This is a genomic window from Pseudomonas sp. HR96, assembly GCF_034059295.1.
Lineage (GTDB): Bacteria > Pseudomonadota > Gammaproteobacteria > Pseudomonadales > Pseudomonadaceae > Aquipseudomonas.
In genome coordinates, this window is the sequence record NZ_CP139141.1 from 3,244,684 (window position 1) to 3,261,708 (window position 17,025).

14 protein-coding genes are annotated in these 17,025 nt (G+C 66.3%); 10 read left to right on the forward strand and 4 right to left on the reverse strand.

The annotated features are described in order from the left end of the window. The first annotated feature begins 68 nt into the window (after positions 1 to 68). Positions 69 to 1,697 carry a PTS transporter subunit EIIC gene (locus SFA35_RS14530; protein WP_414058547.1) on the forward strand — a complete coding sequence of 543 codons (1,629 nt, stop codon included), beginning with the start codon at positions 69 to 71 and terminating at the stop codon, positions 1,695 to 1,697. On the opposite strand, the gene SFA35_RS14535 is transcribed toward SFA35_RS14530, so the two are convergent. Both SFA35_RS14535 and SFA35_RS14540 read right to left on the reverse strand, forming a co-directional pair. Then, positions 1,694 to 2,632, reverse strand: coding sequence for an AraC family transcriptional regulator (locus tag SFA35_RS14535; RefSeq protein WP_320571240.1), 939 nt, complete (start codon positions 2,630 to 2,632; stop codon positions 1,694 to 1,696). The two genes, SFA35_RS14530 and SFA35_RS14535, sit on opposite strands and share 4 nt — an antisense overlap. Positions 2,633 to 2,645: 13 nt before the next feature. After that, the gene (locus SFA35_RS14540) at positions 2,646 to 3,485 is read right to left on the reverse strand and encodes an oxidoreductase (RefSeq protein WP_320571241.1); all 840 of its coding nucleotides are present in this window, start codon (positions 3,483 to 3,485) and stop codon (positions 2,646 to 2,648) included. Between the two features lie 267 nt (positions 3,486 to 3,752). Between SFA35_RS14540 and SFA35_RS14545 the strand changes: the two genes are divergently transcribed. The 7 genes from SFA35_RS14545 (at position 3,753) to SFA35_RS14575 (ending at position 11,468) form a co-directional block, all read left to right on the forward strand. Further along, positions 3,753 to 5,066 (forward strand): FAD-binding oxidoreductase, encoded by a 1,314-nt coding sequence (locus SFA35_RS14545; RefSeq protein ID WP_320571242.1) that lies wholly within the window; start codon positions 3,753 to 3,755, stop codon positions 5,064 to 5,066. Beyond that, positions 5,063 to 5,971 carry an ABC transporter permease gene (locus SFA35_RS14550; RefSeq protein ID WP_320571243.1) on the forward strand — a complete coding sequence of 303 codons (909 nt, stop codon included), beginning with the start codon at positions 5,063 to 5,065 and terminating at the stop codon, positions 5,969 to 5,971. Before SFA35_RS14545 ends, SFA35_RS14550 begins: the two co-directional genes overlap by 4 nt. Beyond that, positions 5,968 to 6,789: an ABC transporter permease gene (locus tag SFA35_RS14555; protein ID WP_320571244.1), complete on the forward strand. Its 822-nt coding sequence runs from the start codon at positions 5,968 to 5,970 to the stop codon at positions 6,787 to 6,789. Before SFA35_RS14550 ends, SFA35_RS14555 begins: the two co-directional genes overlap by 4 nt. 93 nt (positions 6,790 to 6,882) lie before the next feature. After that, on the forward strand, positions 6,883 to 7,959 hold the full coding sequence (locus SFA35_RS14560) for an ABC transporter substrate-binding protein (RefSeq protein ID WP_320571245.1): 1,077 nt from the start codon (positions 6,883 to 6,885) through the stop codon (positions 7,957 to 7,959). A 23-nt stretch (positions 7,960 to 7,982) separates the two neighbouring features. Further along, positions 7,983 to 9,080: an ABC transporter ATP-binding protein gene (locus SFA35_RS14565; protein WP_320571246.1), complete on the forward strand. Its 1,098-nt coding sequence runs from the start codon at positions 7,983 to 7,985 to the stop codon at positions 9,078 to 9,080. A 14-nt stretch (positions 9,081 to 9,094) separates the two neighbouring features. Beyond that, a complete protein-coding gene (locus SFA35_RS14570) occupies positions 9,095 to 10,618 on the forward strand; it encodes an aldehyde dehydrogenase family protein (RefSeq protein ID WP_320571247.1) in 1,524 nt (507 codons plus the stop codon). 52 nt (positions 10,619 to 10,670) lie between these two features. Beyond that, entirely contained in the window at positions 10,671 to 11,468 is a 798-nt protein-coding gene (locus SFA35_RS14575) for an IclR family transcriptional regulator (RefSeq protein WP_320571248.1), read from the forward strand. 410 nt (positions 11,469 to 11,878) lie between these two features. On the opposite strand, the gene SFA35_RS14580 is transcribed toward SFA35_RS14575, so the two are convergent. After that, a complete protein-coding gene (locus SFA35_RS14580) occupies positions 11,879 to 12,523 on the reverse strand; it encodes a glutathione S-transferase (RefSeq protein ID WP_320571249.1) in 645 nt (214 codons plus the stop codon). Positions 12,524 to 12,615: 92 nt separating this feature from the next. Here SFA35_RS14580 and SFA35_RS14585 point away from each other — a divergent pair, with 92 nt between their 5' ends. Together SFA35_RS14585 and SFA35_RS14590 are read left to right on the forward strand one after the other, a co-directional pair. Then, positions 12,616 to 13,179: a TetR/AcrR family transcriptional regulator gene (locus tag SFA35_RS14585; protein WP_320579045.1), complete on the forward strand. Its 564-nt coding sequence runs from the start codon at positions 12,616 to 12,618 to the stop codon at positions 13,177 to 13,179. A gap of 1,791 nt (positions 13,180 to 14,970) precedes the next feature. Beyond that, positions 14,971 to 15,522, forward strand: a complete 552-nt coding sequence (locus tag SFA35_RS14590) for a TetR/AcrR family transcriptional regulator (RefSeq protein ID WP_320571250.1) — start codon at positions 14,971 to 14,973, stop codon at positions 15,520 to 15,522. Between the two features lie 25 nt (positions 15,523 to 15,547). Here SFA35_RS14590 and SFA35_RS14595 read toward each other — a convergent pair whose 3' ends face one another. Then, positions 15,548 to 17,023 carry an efflux transporter outer membrane subunit gene (locus tag SFA35_RS14595; RefSeq protein ID WP_320571251.1) on the reverse strand — a complete coding sequence of 492 codons (1,476 nt, stop codon included), beginning with the start codon at positions 17,021 to 17,023 and terminating at the stop codon, positions 15,548 to 15,550. Positions 17,024 to 17,025: the final 2 nt, after the last annotated feature.

The following is a 17,025-nucleotide window of genomic DNA, read 5'->3' on the forward strand; positions in this document are numbered from 1 at the left end:
CAACAGCAAGGAGAAGCGCCGTGTACCAACACTTCATAGAGGGTTTGCAAAGGCTGGGGCGGGCGTTGATGCTGCCGGTGGCCATCCTGCCGATCGCCGGCCTGCTGTTGCGCCTGGGCGACACCGACCTGCTGAACATCGCCGTCATCCACGCCGCCGGCGGGGCTATCTTCAGCAACCTGCCGCTGATCTTCGCCATCGGCATCGCCGTCGGCTTTGCTCGCGACAACAACGGCACGGCGGGGCTGGCCGGGGCGATTGGCTACCTGGTGTTGACCTCGACCTTGAGCGTGCTCGACGCGCACATCAACATGGGCATGCTCGCCGGCATCATCGCCGGGCTGCTGGGTGGCGCGCTGTACAACCGTTTCAAGGACATCAGCCTGCCGCCCTACCTGGCCTTCTTTGGCGGGCGACGCTTCGTGGCCATCGTCACCGGGCTGTCAGCGCTGTTGCTCGGTCTGCTGTTCGGCCTGATCTGGCCGCCCATCCAGAACGGCATCAACGAACTTGGCCAACTGCTGCTGGAAAGCGGCAGCGTCGGCGCATTCTTCTTCGGCGTGCTCAACCGAGTGCTGATCATCACCGGCCTGCATCATATCCTCAACAACCTGGTGTGGTTCGTCTTCGGCACCTTCACCGACCCGAACACCGGGCAGGTGGTGACCGGCGACCTGGCGCGTTACTTCGCCGGCGACCCGCAGGCCGGCCAGTTCATGACCGGCATGTTCCCGATGATGGTCTTCGGCCTGCCGGCGGCCTGCCTGGCCATGTACCGCAACGCCCTGCCCGACCAGCGCAAGCTGATCGGCGGCGCCTTGCTGTCAATGGCGTTGACCTCGGCGCTGACCGGCGTCACCGAGCCCGTCGAGTTCGCCTTCATGTTTCTCGCGCCGCTGCTATACGCGGTGCACGCGCTACTCACCGGGCTGTCGATGGCCGTGGCCAACCTGCTCGACATCCATTTGGGCTTCACCTTCTCCGGTGGCGCGATCGACATGATCCTGGGCTGGGGCAAGTCGACCCATGGCTGGCGAATTCTGCCGCTGGGCCTGGCCTACGCGCTGATCTACTACGTCGCCTTCGACCAATGCATCAAGCGCTTCAACCTCAAGACCCCAGGCCGCGAGCGCGCCGTCAGCAGCGCAGTGGCAGTCGCCCAGAGTGACCGTGCCGCCGCCTACATCAAGGCGCTCGGCGGCGCGCAAAATCTGCTCGGCATCGATGCCTGCACCACCCGCCTGCGCTTGCAGCTGGCCGACCGCAGCGAGGTGGATGACAGCGCGCTGAAGGCCCTGGGCGCCATGGCCGTGGTGCGCCCCGGCAATGCCGGCAGCCTGCAGGTGGTGGTCGGAGCGATGGCCGACAGCCTGGCCGACGAGCTGCGTGATGCCTTGCCTGATGCCGCCCGCACAGTGAGCGCGCCACCGGTAGACGCCCCGGCGCCGGTCGCCAGCGACCAGGCGCAGCTGTGGCTGGAGGCGCTGGGCAAGGGCAACCTGGCCAGCGTCCAATGCGTTGCGCTGACCCGCCTGCGGCTGCACCTGAACAACGATCAGCCGTTGCCCGCCCACGCTCTGGAGCGCCTGGGCAGCCAGGGCATCAGCGCCATGGGCAACGGCGTCTGGCATGTCGTGGTGGGCCCGCAGGCCCAGGCGCTGAGCGATGGCCTGGGTGCCCTGCTCACCCGTCGCTAATGGGAGGAGACGTATACCGAATCGGGCAGAGGCGCCGGCAGGGCGTAGGCGCTCTTCATCCATTGCACCTCGGCCAGCGGGGTGCGGCCGAAGAAGCGCTTGAACTCGCGGCTGAACTGCGACGCACTTTCGTAGCCGACATTGAAGGCGGCCGAGGCGGCTGTCATGTCGTTGCGCAGCATCAGCAGACGCGCCTGGTGCAGCCGCGTGGACTTGAGGTACTGCATCGGCGAGGAGTCGGTGACGATGCGAAAGTGCAGGTGGAAATTGGGCACGCTCATGCTCGCCTCCTGCGCCAGCGCCTCGACGTCGAGGTGCTCGTGGTAGTGGCTGTGAATCTTGCGGATGGCGCGGCTGACCTTGCCGAAATGCCCCTGGCGGGCGAGCGCCGCGCGTAGCGACCCACCCTGTTCGCCGGCGATGATGCGGTAATAGATTTCGCGCACCAGCGCCGGGCCCAGTATCTGCGCCTCGACAGGATGGCTCAGGGCTTCGAGCAGGCGCAGCGTCGAGTCCTTCAACGCATCGTCCATGGGCGATGCATACATGCCGCGCGGCGCGGCCTGGGTCGGCCCGAAACGCTCTTCGATCTCCAGCAGCAGGTCGCCGGCCAGCTTGAAGTCCAGGCGCATGTAGATCGCCAGCATCGGCTGCGCCTCGCTGGCGTCGGTCTCCATGGTGAAAGGCACCGGCACCGACACCACCAGGCAATGCTGAGCGTCGTAGACGTACACCTCATCGCCCAGGTAACCGCGCTTGGTGCCTTGCACGAGAATGACGATGCCGGGGTCGTACAGCACCGGCGTGCGCGTCAGCGGCCGGTTGCTGCGCAGCAGGCGGATGTCCGGCAAGGGGCTCAGGTTATAGCCCTCCAGCGGCGCCAGGCGCGCGAGCAACTGCACCATGCGCCCGGTGCGCAGCTCTGTATCGCTCATCAGTGCCTCCTTTTCAGCCATCGGTGGAGCGGGTCAGGCTTTCCCAGCGGTCGATATCGGCCAGGGTCTGGGTGAGCTTGTCGCGCACCAGTTGCAAGGCGTCGCTGCCCAGCAGCAGATGCGCCGGCGGCGCGGGATGGTCGATCAACTGCAGCATGGCCAGCGCGGCCTTGTGCGGGTCGCCCAGCTGCTTGCCGCTCTTTTCCTCGCGCGCCCGGCGCACCGGGTCGAAGCTTTCGTCGTAGTCGGCGATGCTGCGCGGCGTGCGCTGCATGGAACGCCCGGCCCAGTCGGTGCGAAACGAACCCGGGGCCACCGCAGTGACCGCGATGCCGAACGGCTTGAGCTCCTTGCTCAGGGTATCGGAAAAGCCCTCGAGGGCGAACTTGCTCGCGCAATAGTAGGCGATGCCCGGCATGGTGATGCTGCCGCCCATGGAGGTGATGTTGATCACATGGCCCTGTCGGCGCTGGCGAAACCCGGGCACGAAAGCCTTGGTCACCGCCACGGCGCCGAACAGGTTGACGTCGAACTGGCGGCGCATGTCCGCCAGCGGCGACTCCTCGAAAATGCCTTCATGACCATAGCCGGCGTTGTTCACCAGCACATCCACCGGCCCGTGGGCGGCGAGCGTGGCGCTGACTACCGCGTCGATGCGCTCGAAATCGGTCACATCCAGCACCACAGCGTGGGCGCGGCCAGGGGCCTGGGCCTCGAAGTCGGCGCTGGCCGACGGGTTGCGCACGGTGCCGATGACCTTGTGGCCTGCGGCCAGGGCTGCGCTCGCCAAGGCCTGGCCGAAGCCGCTGGTGATGCCGGTGATGAACAGAGTCTTGCGCTGGATCTGGGTCATGGAGCCTTCCTCGTGATGGGCGTGGGTCCAGAGTACTCACAGCGGCCTAGGTGCCCTATGCCGAGAGCTCTATGAGGATTGCCTGTTCCTATCAAGGACTACCACAGACCGGCCTGCGACCTGCATGAGGACGGCCCATACGCAGGTTGCCTAAGCTCGGCGAAATACGACACCACCATCCCAGCCGCGACAGACCCCATTGCGCGAAAGCGGCTGCACAACTACAAATATAGATACGGTTATATCGTTTATCGATACAGGTGATTCGTGACCATCAGCCCTCCACGCTTCGAATGCCTCTGGCGCGAAGGCTTCGAGCCCGCGCCCACCGAGCCACCCCGGCTGCCCACGCGCGCCCGCTGTGTGATCATCGGCGCCGGCTACACCGGTCTGAATACCGCGCTGGAACTGGCGCGCAGCGCCAGTGGAGAAGGCATCGTGGTGATCGACAGCCTGCGCATCGGCGACGGCGCCTCCGGGCGCAACGGCGGGCAGGTGATCCCGGGGTTGAAACTGGACCCCGATCAACTGCTCGCCCGCCTGGGTGTGGAGGCTGGCGCTGCGCTGATCGAAGCGGTCGGCAGCGCTGCCGACTACACCTTCGCCCTGATCAACCGGCTGGGCATCGACTGCCAGGCGCGGCAGAGCGGCTGGCTGCAGGCGGCGCACACCGAGGGCACCTTGCGCGTGCTCGGCCAGCGCGCGCGGCAGTGGCAGCACCAGGGGGCCGACGTGCGCATGCTCGACCGCCAGCAGACCCAGGCGCTGCTCGGCACCTCGATCTACCACGGCGCCCTGCTGGACACCCGCGCCGGGCAGTTGCAGCCCTTTCAGTACGCCCTGGGGCTGGCGGCGGCCGCGCGCGTCGCTGGCGTGACCCTGGCCGAACGCACGGCGGCGCTGAGCCTGCGCGCCGATGCCGGCGGCTGGCTGCTGAGCACGTCGCGCGGCGACATCCACGCCGAGCAGGTGGTGATCGCCACCAATGCCTATTCGCCCGCCCTGCTGCCCGGCCTGCCGCAAACCTACGTGACCCTGTGGAGCCTGCAGGCCGCCACGGCCCCGCTGCCCGACAGCCTCGCCCCGCAGGTGCTGCCGGGCGACATCGCGGTGTCCGATACGTTTCGCGTGCTGCGCTATTTTCGTCGCAGCCACGACGGGCGTTTCCTGCTCGGCACTCGCGGGGCGTTCCGCGATGAACTCGGCGCCGGCGATGCGCGGCGGGTGCGCGAGGAAATGCTCAGCCTGTACCCGCAGCTGGCCAGCGTACAGCTGAGCCATTGCTGGTGCGGGCGGGTGGCGGTGCCGGCCTCGACCATCCCGTTTCTCAGCCAACCGGCGCCTGGCATCACCGTCGCCCTGGGCTACTACGGCCGCGGCGTGGCCATGGCCACGCGCATGGGGGCGTTCGTTGCCGACCTGGTCAACGGCCTGCCTGCCGCGCAAAGCGCCTACCCGGTGCTGCCCTGGAAGCCCTACCCGGCCGCGCCCCTGCACCGTACCGCCGCGCGGGTGACGGCCAATGTCATGCGCCTGCGCGACCTGCTGGAACGGCGCCTGCGCGCAGGAGCCCCGTCATGAGTCTGCTGCGCGTCGAAAACACCCACCCAGGGGCTGCAGTGGCCCCGTCCGGGCGCCGCGCGAGCAGGCGCTTCGACCTGTTTCTCAACCTGCCTGGCGGGCTGATCACCAGCACGCTGATCCTGTTCACCCTGGGCCTGCTGGTGTACCTCAGCTTGCGGGTCAACGATGGCCAGATCATCGGCAGCGCCTTTACCCTGGACAACCTGCACCGCGCCCTGGCCGACTCCCTGACCCGCACGGTGCTGCTGCGCTCGATTCTGCTGTCGGCGGTGGTGACCGTCGTCACTGTGGTGCTCGCCTATCCGGTGGCCTGGTACCTGGCTTTCCACGCCGGCAAGCGGCGCAACCTGCTGCTGTTTCTGATCAGCCTGCCGTTCTGGACCAGCTATCTGCTGCGGGTGTTCGCCTGGAAAATCGTGCTGGCCTACAACGGCGTGCTCAATTCCAGCCTGATGGCCAGCGGTATCACCGACACCCCGTTGACCGGCCTGCTCAATACACCCACGGCGGTGGTGGTGGTGTTGGCCCATGCCTACGCGGCGTTCGCCGTGCTGCCCATCTACATCTGCCTCAACGGCCTGGCGCGCAACCTGCTCGAAGCCGCCGCCGACCTTGGCGCGCGGCCCCGGCAGAGCTTTGCCCGGGTGGTGCTGCCGCTGTCGATGCCCGGTGTGCTGTCGGCGGCGCTGGTGGTGTTCGTGCCGACCGTGGGCGACTACGTGACCCCGGCGCTGGTGGGCGGACCCGCCAGCTCCATGATCGGCACGTTGATCCAGGCGCAGTTCGGCAAGGCCAACGACTGGACCGCCGGCGCCGCGCTGGCCGTAATCAGCATGCTGGCGATTGCCTTGGTGGTGTTGCTGACGAGGGCGCTGGTGCAGCGCTGGGTGCAACCGCGATGAATATGACTGTCGACACTGCACCTGTACGCCGCGGTCGCTGGCTGGGCCTGTACGTGCTGCTGTACCTGGCTTTCCTGTACCTGCCGACTTTGCTGATCCCGCTGTTTTCGTTCAACGACTCGATCGCCCCGGTGTTCCCGCTCAAGGGCTTCACGTTGCAGTGGTACGCCGGCCTGTTCGACAACCCGCGCCTGGGCGAGGCGACCCGCAACAGCCTGGTGGTGGCGTGTGCAGCCGCCGCCATCAGCACCCTGGTCGGCAGCCTGATCGCCTACGCCGACCTGCGCCGCAGCGGTCCGTTGAGCAACGCCATCTCGCTGCTGGCGCGTCTGCCGATCCTGCTGCCTGGGGTGGTGCTGGGCATTGCCCTGCTGATCGGCGTCAACCTGATCGGCCCTGGCCCCTCGCTGGGCGCCATCGTCGTAGGCCATGTGTGCTTCTGCCTGCCGACCGCGGTGGTGGTGATGCGCAGCCGCTTCGCCGCCTTCCCGCGCAGCCTCGAAGAGGCGGCCATGGATTTGGGCGCCGACGAGTGGACCACGCTGCGACGCATCGCCCTGCCCCTGGCCCTGCCGGGGCTGCTGTCGAGTTTCATGCTGGCGTTCATCACCTCGTTCGACGAGTTCATCGTGGCCTTTTTCCTGGTCGGCACCGAACCGACCCTGCCCATCTACATCTGGAGCCAGCTGCGTTTTCCCAAACAACTGCCCACGGTCATGGCCCTGGGCAGCCTGATTCTGCTGGTCTCGGTGCTGCTGGCCGGCGCGGCCGAGATCCTGCGCCGGCGCGGGACTGCGCCGCCTGGCAAAACTAACTGATCGCCCCTGGCCGTTGCCGGAACACCGCTTCACCTTCGCCGTTTCACCTGTTTTTCAACCGACAAACCATTTGCCGAATCATCTGGAGGTCATATGAAAATACGCACAATCGCAGCACGCTCGTGGATCGTGGGCCTGGCGGCGTTCGCCCTCAACGGCGCGGTGCTGCAAGGGGCGCTGGCCGACGACGGCGGCAACCTGAGCTATTTCACCTGGTCGGGCTACGAGCTGCCCGAATTTCATGCAGCGTTCGAGGCGGCCCATCCCAAGAAGGTCGACATCACCGTCTTCGGCGACGATGACGACGCCTTGTCCAAGGCCCGTGCGGGCTTTCACCCGGACCTCGCCCACCCCTGCTACGACAAGCTGGAGCGCTGGAAGCAGGCCGGTCTTATCCAACCTCTGGACAAGTCGCGGCTGAAGAACTTCGACCAGATATTCCCGGTGCTGCAGCAGCTGCCAGGCATCGTCGACGCCGACGGCAAAGTGTGGATGGTGCCGTGGGACTGGGGCAACACCTCGATCCTGTACCGCACCGACCTGGTGAAGAACCCCGAAGCCAGCTGGAAGATGCTGTTCGACAAGCAATACGCCGGGCGCATCGCAACCATCGACGCGGTGCACGACACGCCGCTGGTGGCGGCCCTGCTGGCCGGGGTCGACCCGTTCAGCAAGATGACCCCCGAGCAGCTGGACAAGGTCGGTGCGGTGTTGCGCCAGCAGCGCCCGCTGGTGACCACCTACACCACCGACATGACCTCCATGGAGCAATCGCTGGCCAGTGGTGAACTGGTGGCGGCCATGGCCTGGAATGCCTCGGCCACGGCGCTGAAGAAACAGAACGTGCCGGTGGCCTTCATGAAGCCCAAGGAAGGCATGCTGACCTGGGTCTGCGGCATGGTCATGCTCAAGGACGCCAAGCATGTCGACCTCGCCTACGACTTCATCAACGCGCGGCTGGCCGCGGATTCCGGCGAGAAACTGATCACCGAATACGGCTATGGCAGTGCCAGCCAGGCGGCGTTCGCTCGCGTGCCACCGGCCAAGCTCGAAGAGCTGCAGCTGCCGGGCGACCCGCAAACCATGCTCAAGGACACCGTGCTGACGCGGCCGATTCCGAGCAACGACGAACTGGCCAAGCTGTTCGAACGGGTCAAGGCCGGCGGTTGAACCGCCGCACAGGAGATGGATGCATGAGCTATCCCTATGTGGTCAGCCTCAAGGGTGTCAGCAAGCGCTACAGCGAAAAGGTGCTGAGCGTCGACGCCATCGACATGGACATCGCCCCGGGCGAGTTCATCAGCCTGCTCGGCCCTTCGGGATGCGGCAAGACCACCACGCTGCGGATGATCGCCGGCTTCGAGCAGCCGAGCGCCGGGCGCGTGTTGATCGACGGCCAGGACCTCACCGCCACGCCGCCTTATGGCCGCCCGGTGAACACGGTGTTCCAGGACTACGCGCTGTTTCCGCACCTCAATGTCAGCGACAACGTCGGTTTCGGCCTGAGCCTGAGCCGGGTGCCGGCGGCCGAGGCGCGCAAACGCATCGCCGCCATGCTCGAACTGGTGGGCCTGGCCGACAAGGCCCGGGCGCGCATCCATGAGCTGTCCGGCGGCCAGCAGCAACGGATCGCCATGGCCCGCGCGCTGGTCTGCCAGCCGCGCGTGCTGCTGCTCGACGAACCCTTGTCGGCCCTCGACGCGCACCTGCGCCAGCATATGCAGGTCGAGCTCAAGCGCTTGCAATCGAGCCTGGGCACCACCTTCGTGATGGTCACCCACGACCAGACCGAGGCGCTGTCGATTTCCGACCGCATCGCGGTGATGCACAAAGGGCGCATCGAACAGATCGCCAGCCCTGATGCCCTGTACGACTCACCGGAGTCGGCCTTCGTCGCCGGCTTCATCGGCGCCAGCAACCTGCTGCAAGGCCAGGTGCTGGACAGCAGCGCCGATCAGGCCACGGTGGGTATCGGCGCGCTGCAACTGCTGGCACGAACCCGCGAGCCGCTGGCCCGCGGCAGCCGCGTGACGGTGTCGCTGCGCCCCGAAGACTTGCGCCTGCAACCTTCGGCGGCCGGGGCCCCGGCCCACAGCACCGGGCGCATCCTGCAGCGCCTGTTCCATGGCCGCGCCCTGCGCCTGCAGATCAGCCTGCCGGGTATCGACAGCCTGACCCTGGACGTTTCCCGCGAGTCGGCCGCCGGCCAGGCGTTGTACCCGGGCGATGCCATCGCCCTGCATATCCAGCCCGGCGCCGCCTGCGCGTTCGCCGCCCCTGAACCTCTCTGACGGAGTCGCCTCCCATGTCCCACCTTGACCCAAGCCTGGCCCAGCTGGGGGCCACCGATTGGCAACAGCGCGCCGAGCGCCTGCACTACCGTGTCGACAACCTGATCGACGGGCAACGCTGCCCGGCCGTTTCCGGGGCCACTTTCGAGGTGCTCAACCCGGCGACCGGGCGCGCCCACACCCAGGCCCCGCGCAGCAGCGCCGACGACGTCGACCTGGCGGTAAAAGCCGCGCGGCGCGCCTTTCGCAGCGGCAGTTGGTCGCGCCTGGCACCGCGCGAGCGCATGGCCGTGCTCTACCGGTTTGCCGACCTCATCGAGGCGCACACCGAGCAGCTGGCCTTGCTCGACACCCTGGACGTCGGCAAGCCGATCAGCGACATGCTCAACGTCGACGTGCCCGGCGCAGTGCTGTCCTTCCGTTTTTTCGCCGAGACCATCGACAAACTCGAAGGCGCGGTGACCAGCACCACGCCCGAGGCGCTGCACTACATCCTGCGCCAGCCGCTCGGCGTGGTCGGGCTGATCGTGCCGTGGAACTACCCGCTACTGATGGCCGCCTGGAAGCTCGCGCCGGCTCTGGCCATGGGCAACGCGGTGGTGCTCAAGCCGGCCGAGCAGTCGCCGAGCAGCGCCGTGCTGCTGGCCGAACTGTTCGTCCAGGCCGGCGGGCCGCCGGGAATTTTCAACGTGGTCCAGGGGCTGGGCGCCGAGGCCGGTGCGGCGCTGGCCCTGCACATGGACGTCGACAAGATCGGTTTCACCGGCTCGGTGGAAATCGGCAAGTTGATGCTGGTGTATGCCGGGCAGTCGAACATGAAGCGGGTCACCACCGAGTGCGGCGGCAAGAGCCCGCAGATCATTCTCGAGGACGTCGCCGACTTCGACCGGGCGGTGACCTACGCCATCAACGGCATCTACGCCAACCAGGGCGAGGTGTGCAACGCCGGCTCGCGCATTCTCGTCCAGGAGTCGATCTACGAACGTTTCGTCGAGCGCTTCGCCGAGCTGGCGCCGAGCCTGTATGTACCTGGCAACCCGCTGGACCCGGCCACGCGCATGGGCTCGCTGGTGTCGTTCGAACAGCAGCAGCGGGTGCTCGGCTATGTCGAGCAGGCCCGCAGCGAAGGCGGTCGGCTGGTGTTCGGCGGCGATGTGCCGGCCGCACTGGCGCAGGGTGCCTACGTCAATCCGGCGCTATATGCCGACATCACGCCGAGCATGACCCTGGCCCGCGAAGAAGTGTTCGGCCCGGTGGCGGCCGCCATCAAGGTCAGGGACCTCGACCAGGCGCTGGCGATTGCCAACGATTCGATCTACGGGCTGGCCGCTTCGGTGTGGACCCGCGACATCGACCGCGCACTGACCTTTGCCCGCGACGTCGAAGCCGGTATCGTCTGGGTCAACTGCTTCGACCACGGCGACATGACCCAGCCCTGGGGCGGCTTCAAGCAATCGGGCAACGGCCGCGATCGCTGCCTCGAAGCCCTGACCCAGTACTCGCAGACCAAATCGGTGTGGGTGCACCTGGGCGGCTAGGCCTGCCCATGTGCATCGACCTCGACATTACCCTCACACGCTCAGAGACCCCATGACTTCACCTGACAAATCCCCGTTGTTCGCCAGCACCCTGGCGCGAGGCCTGGAAGTCATCAGCGCCTTCCGCGCCGGGCGCCCGAGCATGAACCTGCCGGAGCTGGCGGCCGCCACCCACATGACCAAGAGCGCCGCCCAGCGCTTCGCCTACACCCTGGAAACCCTCGGCTACCTGCGCAAGGACCCGCAGAGCAAGCGCTACCAGTTGACCCCGCGCGCGCTGTCGCTGGGCCTGGGCTTCCTGCAGACCGACAGCCTGATCGACCGCGCCACGCCCTACCTGCATCAACTCAACCGCGAGTGCCACGAGAGCTGCAATCTCTCCGAGCCCGACGCCAACGACATGATTTTCGTCGCCCGCTTTCCCAGCCACAACCAGGTGATGATCCCGATGCCGCTGGGCTTGAGCCTGCCGATGTATTGCACCGCTTCGGGGCGCGCCTGGCTGTCGCGGATCGCCCCGGACGCGGCGCGGCAGAAGCTTGAGCACATGCCGCGCCCGGCGCACACCCAGAGCACCCTGACCGAACTGGCGCCGTTGCTGGAGGCGGTGGCCCAGGCCGCCAAGGATGGCTACGCGATCACCGAGGGCGAGTATTTTCCCGGCGACATCAGCCTGGCGGCGCCGATCGTCGATGCGGCCGGTATCCCCCTGGGCGCCATCAACATCTCGGTGCCCGCCAGCCGCTGGCGCCTGGACGATGCCCGCACGCAACTGGCGCCACAACTGATCGAAACGGCGCGGGCGATTTCGGCGGCGGGTTTGAGCCAGCGCGCTGGCGGGTTTCGGTGAACGGCGGGTGATGGCGTTGGGCGCCTTGGTGTCTGGCGGTCTATCGTCGCACAGCAAAGGCGGTCATAAGTGATGCCATTGGACGCATTTAAATCGAAACAAGCGTATGAGCGCGCGAGGCCCTCGATAGGCCGCGCGGGCGGCCGGTGGTGGCCATATTGGACATTTCGCCAGGCGCCAGAAAGATCAAACCGGCCTTGCGGCCTCTCGGGGGCTTTGCCCCCTCCCACATCGAAAACGCGCATCCCACAATGTGGGAGGGTCGCAGACCCCGAGAGGCCGCAAGGCCGGTCTTGAGATTCAATCACGGTCACCACAGGCCGCGCAGGCGGCCGGTGGTGGCCATATTGGACATCTCGCCAGGCGCCAGAAAGATCAAGCCGGCCTTGCGGCCTCTTGGGGGCTTAGGCTCAACTCACCCGCTTCACGCTCGGCCGTTGCGCGACCTTCGTCTGCCACGCCAGCAGCGCCGTGCACTCCTGAGGAATCGCTACGCTGGCGAACCCGGCAAACAACAGCCCGGCGAACACCGTGATATCGGCCATGGAAAATTGCTCACCGGCAACATAGGGCTGCTCGCGCAAGACTCGGTCGAAGTAATGCATGCCCGCCACCGCCTTGTCCCGCTGGCGATTGCCCCACTCCACCCGCCCTGCCCACTCCGGGCTTTTGTACGGTTGCAAGCCGGCGCCAAGGCCTGGAGTACTGTGGTGAAAGTAGATCCCTACGGGGTCAGCCAGCTCCGATTCGGCGCGCTTGTGCATCATGTGGACGATGGCTTTTTCCTTGGGCGTACGTCCGGTCAGCTGCGGTTCCCCGTATTGGTTATCGAGGTATTCGGTGATGGCTGTGCACTCGCTGATATAGGTGCCGTCGTCCAGTTGCAACACGGGCACCGTGCCCAGCGGGTTGATGGCCAGAAAGGCCGGTTGCTTGTGCTCGGCGCCAGGCAGGTCGACCCTGATGAATTCGACCTGCTCGAACAGGCCCTTTTCGGCCAAGGCAATGCGCACGCGCAGTGGATTGGGGAAACCGGGGGTATCAAAGACCTTCATGGGTGAGCTCCGTAGCTATCTATCTAGTGGTAGATATACAATGCGCAGCGAACTCTTCCTTGTCAACGTCTATCTATCGATAGGCAGGTGAAATACAAATGGATACCCGAGAAACGATCATGGCGGTGGCCCGCAAAACCGTGCAGACCCGCGGCTACAGCGGCCTAAGCTTCCGTGAGCTGGCAAAGGAAGTCGGCATCAAGAGCGCCAGCATCCACTACCATTTCCCGACCAAGGGCGACCTGGGTGCGGCGCTCGCTCGGCGCTACACCGAGGATGGCGTGGCCTACCTGCAAAGCCTGCAGGCTGAAAGCGACGACCCCGCCCACTGGCTGGAGGGCTACGCCCAGATCTTTCGTCGCGCCCTGCTCGACGATAACCGCATGTGCCTGTGCGGGATCATGGCCGCCGAATACGACGACCTGCCGGTCGAAGTGCGCAATGAAGTCCAAGGCTTCAGCGACGTCAATGTGCGTTGGCTGGCCGCTGCGTTGGCGGTTGCTCGCCCACAGCTCGATGAGGCGCAGCGCCAACTCCAGGCACAGGCTATCTACGCGGCCATCGAGGGCGCGCAGTTGATTGCCCGAGGGCGCGGCGACATTGGCGTGTTCGACCAGACCATCGAGGCCTATCGTTCGGCGGGCTTGCTGCCTTAGCCGAACGGCGTGCAAAGCATCGGCTGGCGAGGGCATCAACTCGGTGGCGGTTGGTTCATCTGACGGCATCGCGGCTCATGGCCAATCGAACCTGGTGTTCGGTGTTGCTTCGCTCGCCAGCTTCGCCGGCTCCTACGCCACCGGTGGGGCGTTCCGGGTTGGCGTAGGAGATTCTATGGTTGCAAACAACGGTTCACCGCTCTTGATGTTCGACGACAGCCCGCCATGCACCCAGGCGGTCATAGGTAATGCCACTGGAACGGCACGTTCGAAGCAAATGTAGGAGCCGGCGTAGCTGGCGATAGGCCGCGCGGGCGGCCGGTGGTGGTCGTGATTGAATTTCAGGACAGACGTGGGAGGGGCAAAGCCCCGAGAGGCCGCCAGGCCGGTTTGATCTTCCTGGCGCCCGCCGAAATGTCCAATATGGCCACCACCGGCCGCCCGCGCGGCCTATCGCGGGCTTCGCGCGCTCCCACGTTTGTTTCGATTTTTATGCATTCAATGGCATCGCCTATGAGCGCTTTGGATCTTCGACGATAGACCGCCAAACACCAAGGCGGTCATAGGTGATGCATCTGGATGCATACGCCCGAAACAAATGTGGGAGCGCGCGAAGCCCGCGATAGGCCGCGCGGGCGGCCGGTAGTGGCCATGATTGAATCTCAGGACAGACGTGGGAGGGGCAAAGCCCCGAGAGGCCGCCAGGCCGGTTTGATCTTCCTGGCGCCCGCCGAAATGTCCAATATGGCCACCACCGGCCGCCCGCGCGGCCTATCGCGGGCTTCGCGCGCTCCCACGTTTGTTTCGATTTTTATGCATTCAATGGCATCGCCTATGAGCGCTTTGGATCTTCGACGATAGACCGCCAAACACCAAGGCGGTCATAGGTGATGCATCTGGATGCATACGCCCAAAACAAATGTGGGAGCGCGCGAAGCCCGCGATAGGCCGCGCGGGCGGCCGGTAGTGGCCATGATTGAATCTCAGGACAGACGTGGGAGGGGCAAAGCCCCGAGAGGCCGCCAGGCCGGTTTGATCTTCCTGGCGCCCGCCGAAATGTCCAATATGGCCACCACCGGCCGCCCGCGCGGCCTATCGCGGGCTTCGCGCGCTCCCACGTTTGTTTCGATTTTTATGCATTCAATGGCATCGCCTATGAGCGCTTTGGATCTTCGACGATAGACCGCCAAACACCAAGGCGGTCATAGGTGATGCATCTGCATGCATACGCCCGAAACAAATGTGGGAGCGCGCGAAGCCCGCGATAGGCCGCGCGGGCGGCCGGTAGTGGCCATGATTGAATCTCAGGACAGACGTGGGAGGGGCAAAGCCCCGAGAGGCCGCCAGGCCGGTTTGATCTTCCTGGCGCCCGCCGAAATGTCCAATATGGCCACCACCGGCCGCCCGCGCGGCCTATCGCGGGCTTCGCGCGCTCCCACGTTTGTTTCGATTTTTATGCATTCAATGGCATCACCGCGACCGCTCTTGATGTTCGACGACAGACCGCCATGCACCAAGGCGGTCCTGTAGGAACCGACAAAGCTGGCGAGGACGGCGACGCATTTCCCCTGTCAAGCCATAATCAAACCGGCCTGCGGCCTCTCGGGGGCTTCCGGAGCGCCGGACCGGCCCCCTCCCACGTCATCTGCGGTCGCCAAGGTTGGCAAAGCCGGCGAAGCTGGCGAGGGCAGCACCGCATCATTGAGCACCGTTCGACGTGCGCGACTGCTTTAGATTATGCCTATAATATTCATAGATGATTCTTGCCCACCTACGGCACAGGGAACAACTATGAAAGTCAACAAAGAGCAAGCGCTGCGCAACCGACAGAGCGTCATCGATGCCGCCGCGCGCCTGTACCGCCAGCATGGTGTGGCTGGCATCGGCCTGGCCGATCTGTGCCGTTCGGTCGGCTTGACCCATGGCAGCTTCTACTCGCAGTTTCCCGGCGGCAAAGAGGAGCTCACGGCGCTGGCCATCGAGCAGATGTTTCGCTGCACCACTGACCGCTGGCTGACGGCGCCGGACCTGGCCACCGTGATGCGTGGCTATATCGATGCCGAGCATTGCACCACCGCTGACCCCTGCCCGATACCGACCTTGGCGGCCGACGCATCGCGGCTCGGCGGCGAGATCGAAGCGGCGTTCAATCGCGGCATTCAGCGGATGCTCGGCATGCTGGCGCAACTGAGCACTGCCGACACGGCGGCAGGCCGCCAGGAGCAAGCCGCGCAAGCGCTGGCGATGGCTGCCGGCGCAGTGTTGATCGGCCGCGCGGGTGGCGACGCCGGCAGCGCCTTCATGCAACGGGTCAAGGCTGCCTGGCCCGAACCCGCGCAGTGAAGTCACGGCCCGGCGCAGGCCTGGGTCATAACCGCGCCGCGCTGCCCCCCGCATCCCAACCGCCGCCGATGGACCTGAACAGGCTCACCGCAGCTTGCGCCGTTTCAGCCTGGGTAGTGCTCAGGGCATCGCGGGCGAACAGCAGCTCGCGGTTGGCGTTGAGCACGTCGGTCAGCGGGATGGCGCCGGACTTGTAGGCCACTTCCGACAGGTCGCGGGCCCGCGACAACGACTGCACCTCGCCTGCCAGCTCGTCGCGTCGGGCCTGGGTCTGGGCCAGCGTCACCAGCGCATTCTCGACATCCTCGGCAGCCTTGAGCACTGCCTGGCGATACTGCGCCAGGGCCTCGGCATTGGCCCCCTTGGCCTGTTTGACCTCGGCATCGATCTTGCCGAAGTCGAACAGGCGCCAGCGCACCAGCCCGGCAATCGACGGCTGGAACGAGTCGCTGGTAAAGGTGTGCCGGCCGGTCACGCTGTCAAAGCCCAGCGCGCCGGACAACGACACCTTCGGGTAATAGTCGGCCAGCGCCTCGCCGATGCGGGCGTCGGCGGCTTGCAATTCACGCTCGGCGGCGATGATGTCCGGGCGCCGGCGCAAGACCTCGGTCGGCGTGATGCTGTCCTGCAGTGCCGGCACCGCCGGGATCAGCTGCGCGGTCCAGAGCGTAGCCGCCGAGGTGCCCGGTTGCTGGCCAACCAGCACATCGAGCCGGTTGAGCTGGGCCGCCAGGCCGATGCGCAGCGACGGTACGGTCGAGCGCGCCTGTTTGAGCAAGCCTTCGGCCTGGGCCACCTCGCGCTCGTCGACGTCGCCGAAGCGGCGACGCAGTTGCACCAGGTCGAGCAGGTGCTGGTCGGTGTCGATCTGATCGTTCGCGACCGCCAGGCGTGCCTGGTAGCCACGCACCTGGACGTAGGCGTCGACCACCTCGGCGACCACGCTGATGCGCGTGCCCAGGTGTTGCGCTTGCGCCGCCTGCTCTTCGGCACCGGCCGCCTCGCGACCGCGGCGCAGGCCGCCGGCCAGGTCCAGCTCCCAGCTGGCCACGGCGCCGGCGGTGAACTCTTTCTGGTTGCGCTGATAACCGGGCTGATTGCGCGCCAGCGCGCCGAACGGGCTTTGCAGGCTCTGCCGCTCGCGGGTCGCCGAGCCGTCGAAGTCCACGGTCGGGTACAACTGCGCGCCGGCGGCCTGGGCCACCGCGCGCGCCTGCTCGACCCGCGCCAGCGAGGCCGCGAGGTCGAGGTTCTGCTGCAAGGCCTGCTCGACCAGACGGCTCAACAGCGGGTCGTCGAAGCGCCGCCACCAGACCGCCAGGTCGGGCCCGGCCAGCGCAGTGCCGGGCGCCGCGTCGAGGTTGTGAAATGGCGCCAGCTGGGTGGTGGGCGGCTGGTAGTCCGGGCCGACGCTGCAGCCGGCCAGAAGCAGCGCCAAGGCCAGGCTGCTCAGCGCCGCGCGGGGGCGCAGGGCAGCCCGGTTGGTTGCAATCAGGTGCATCG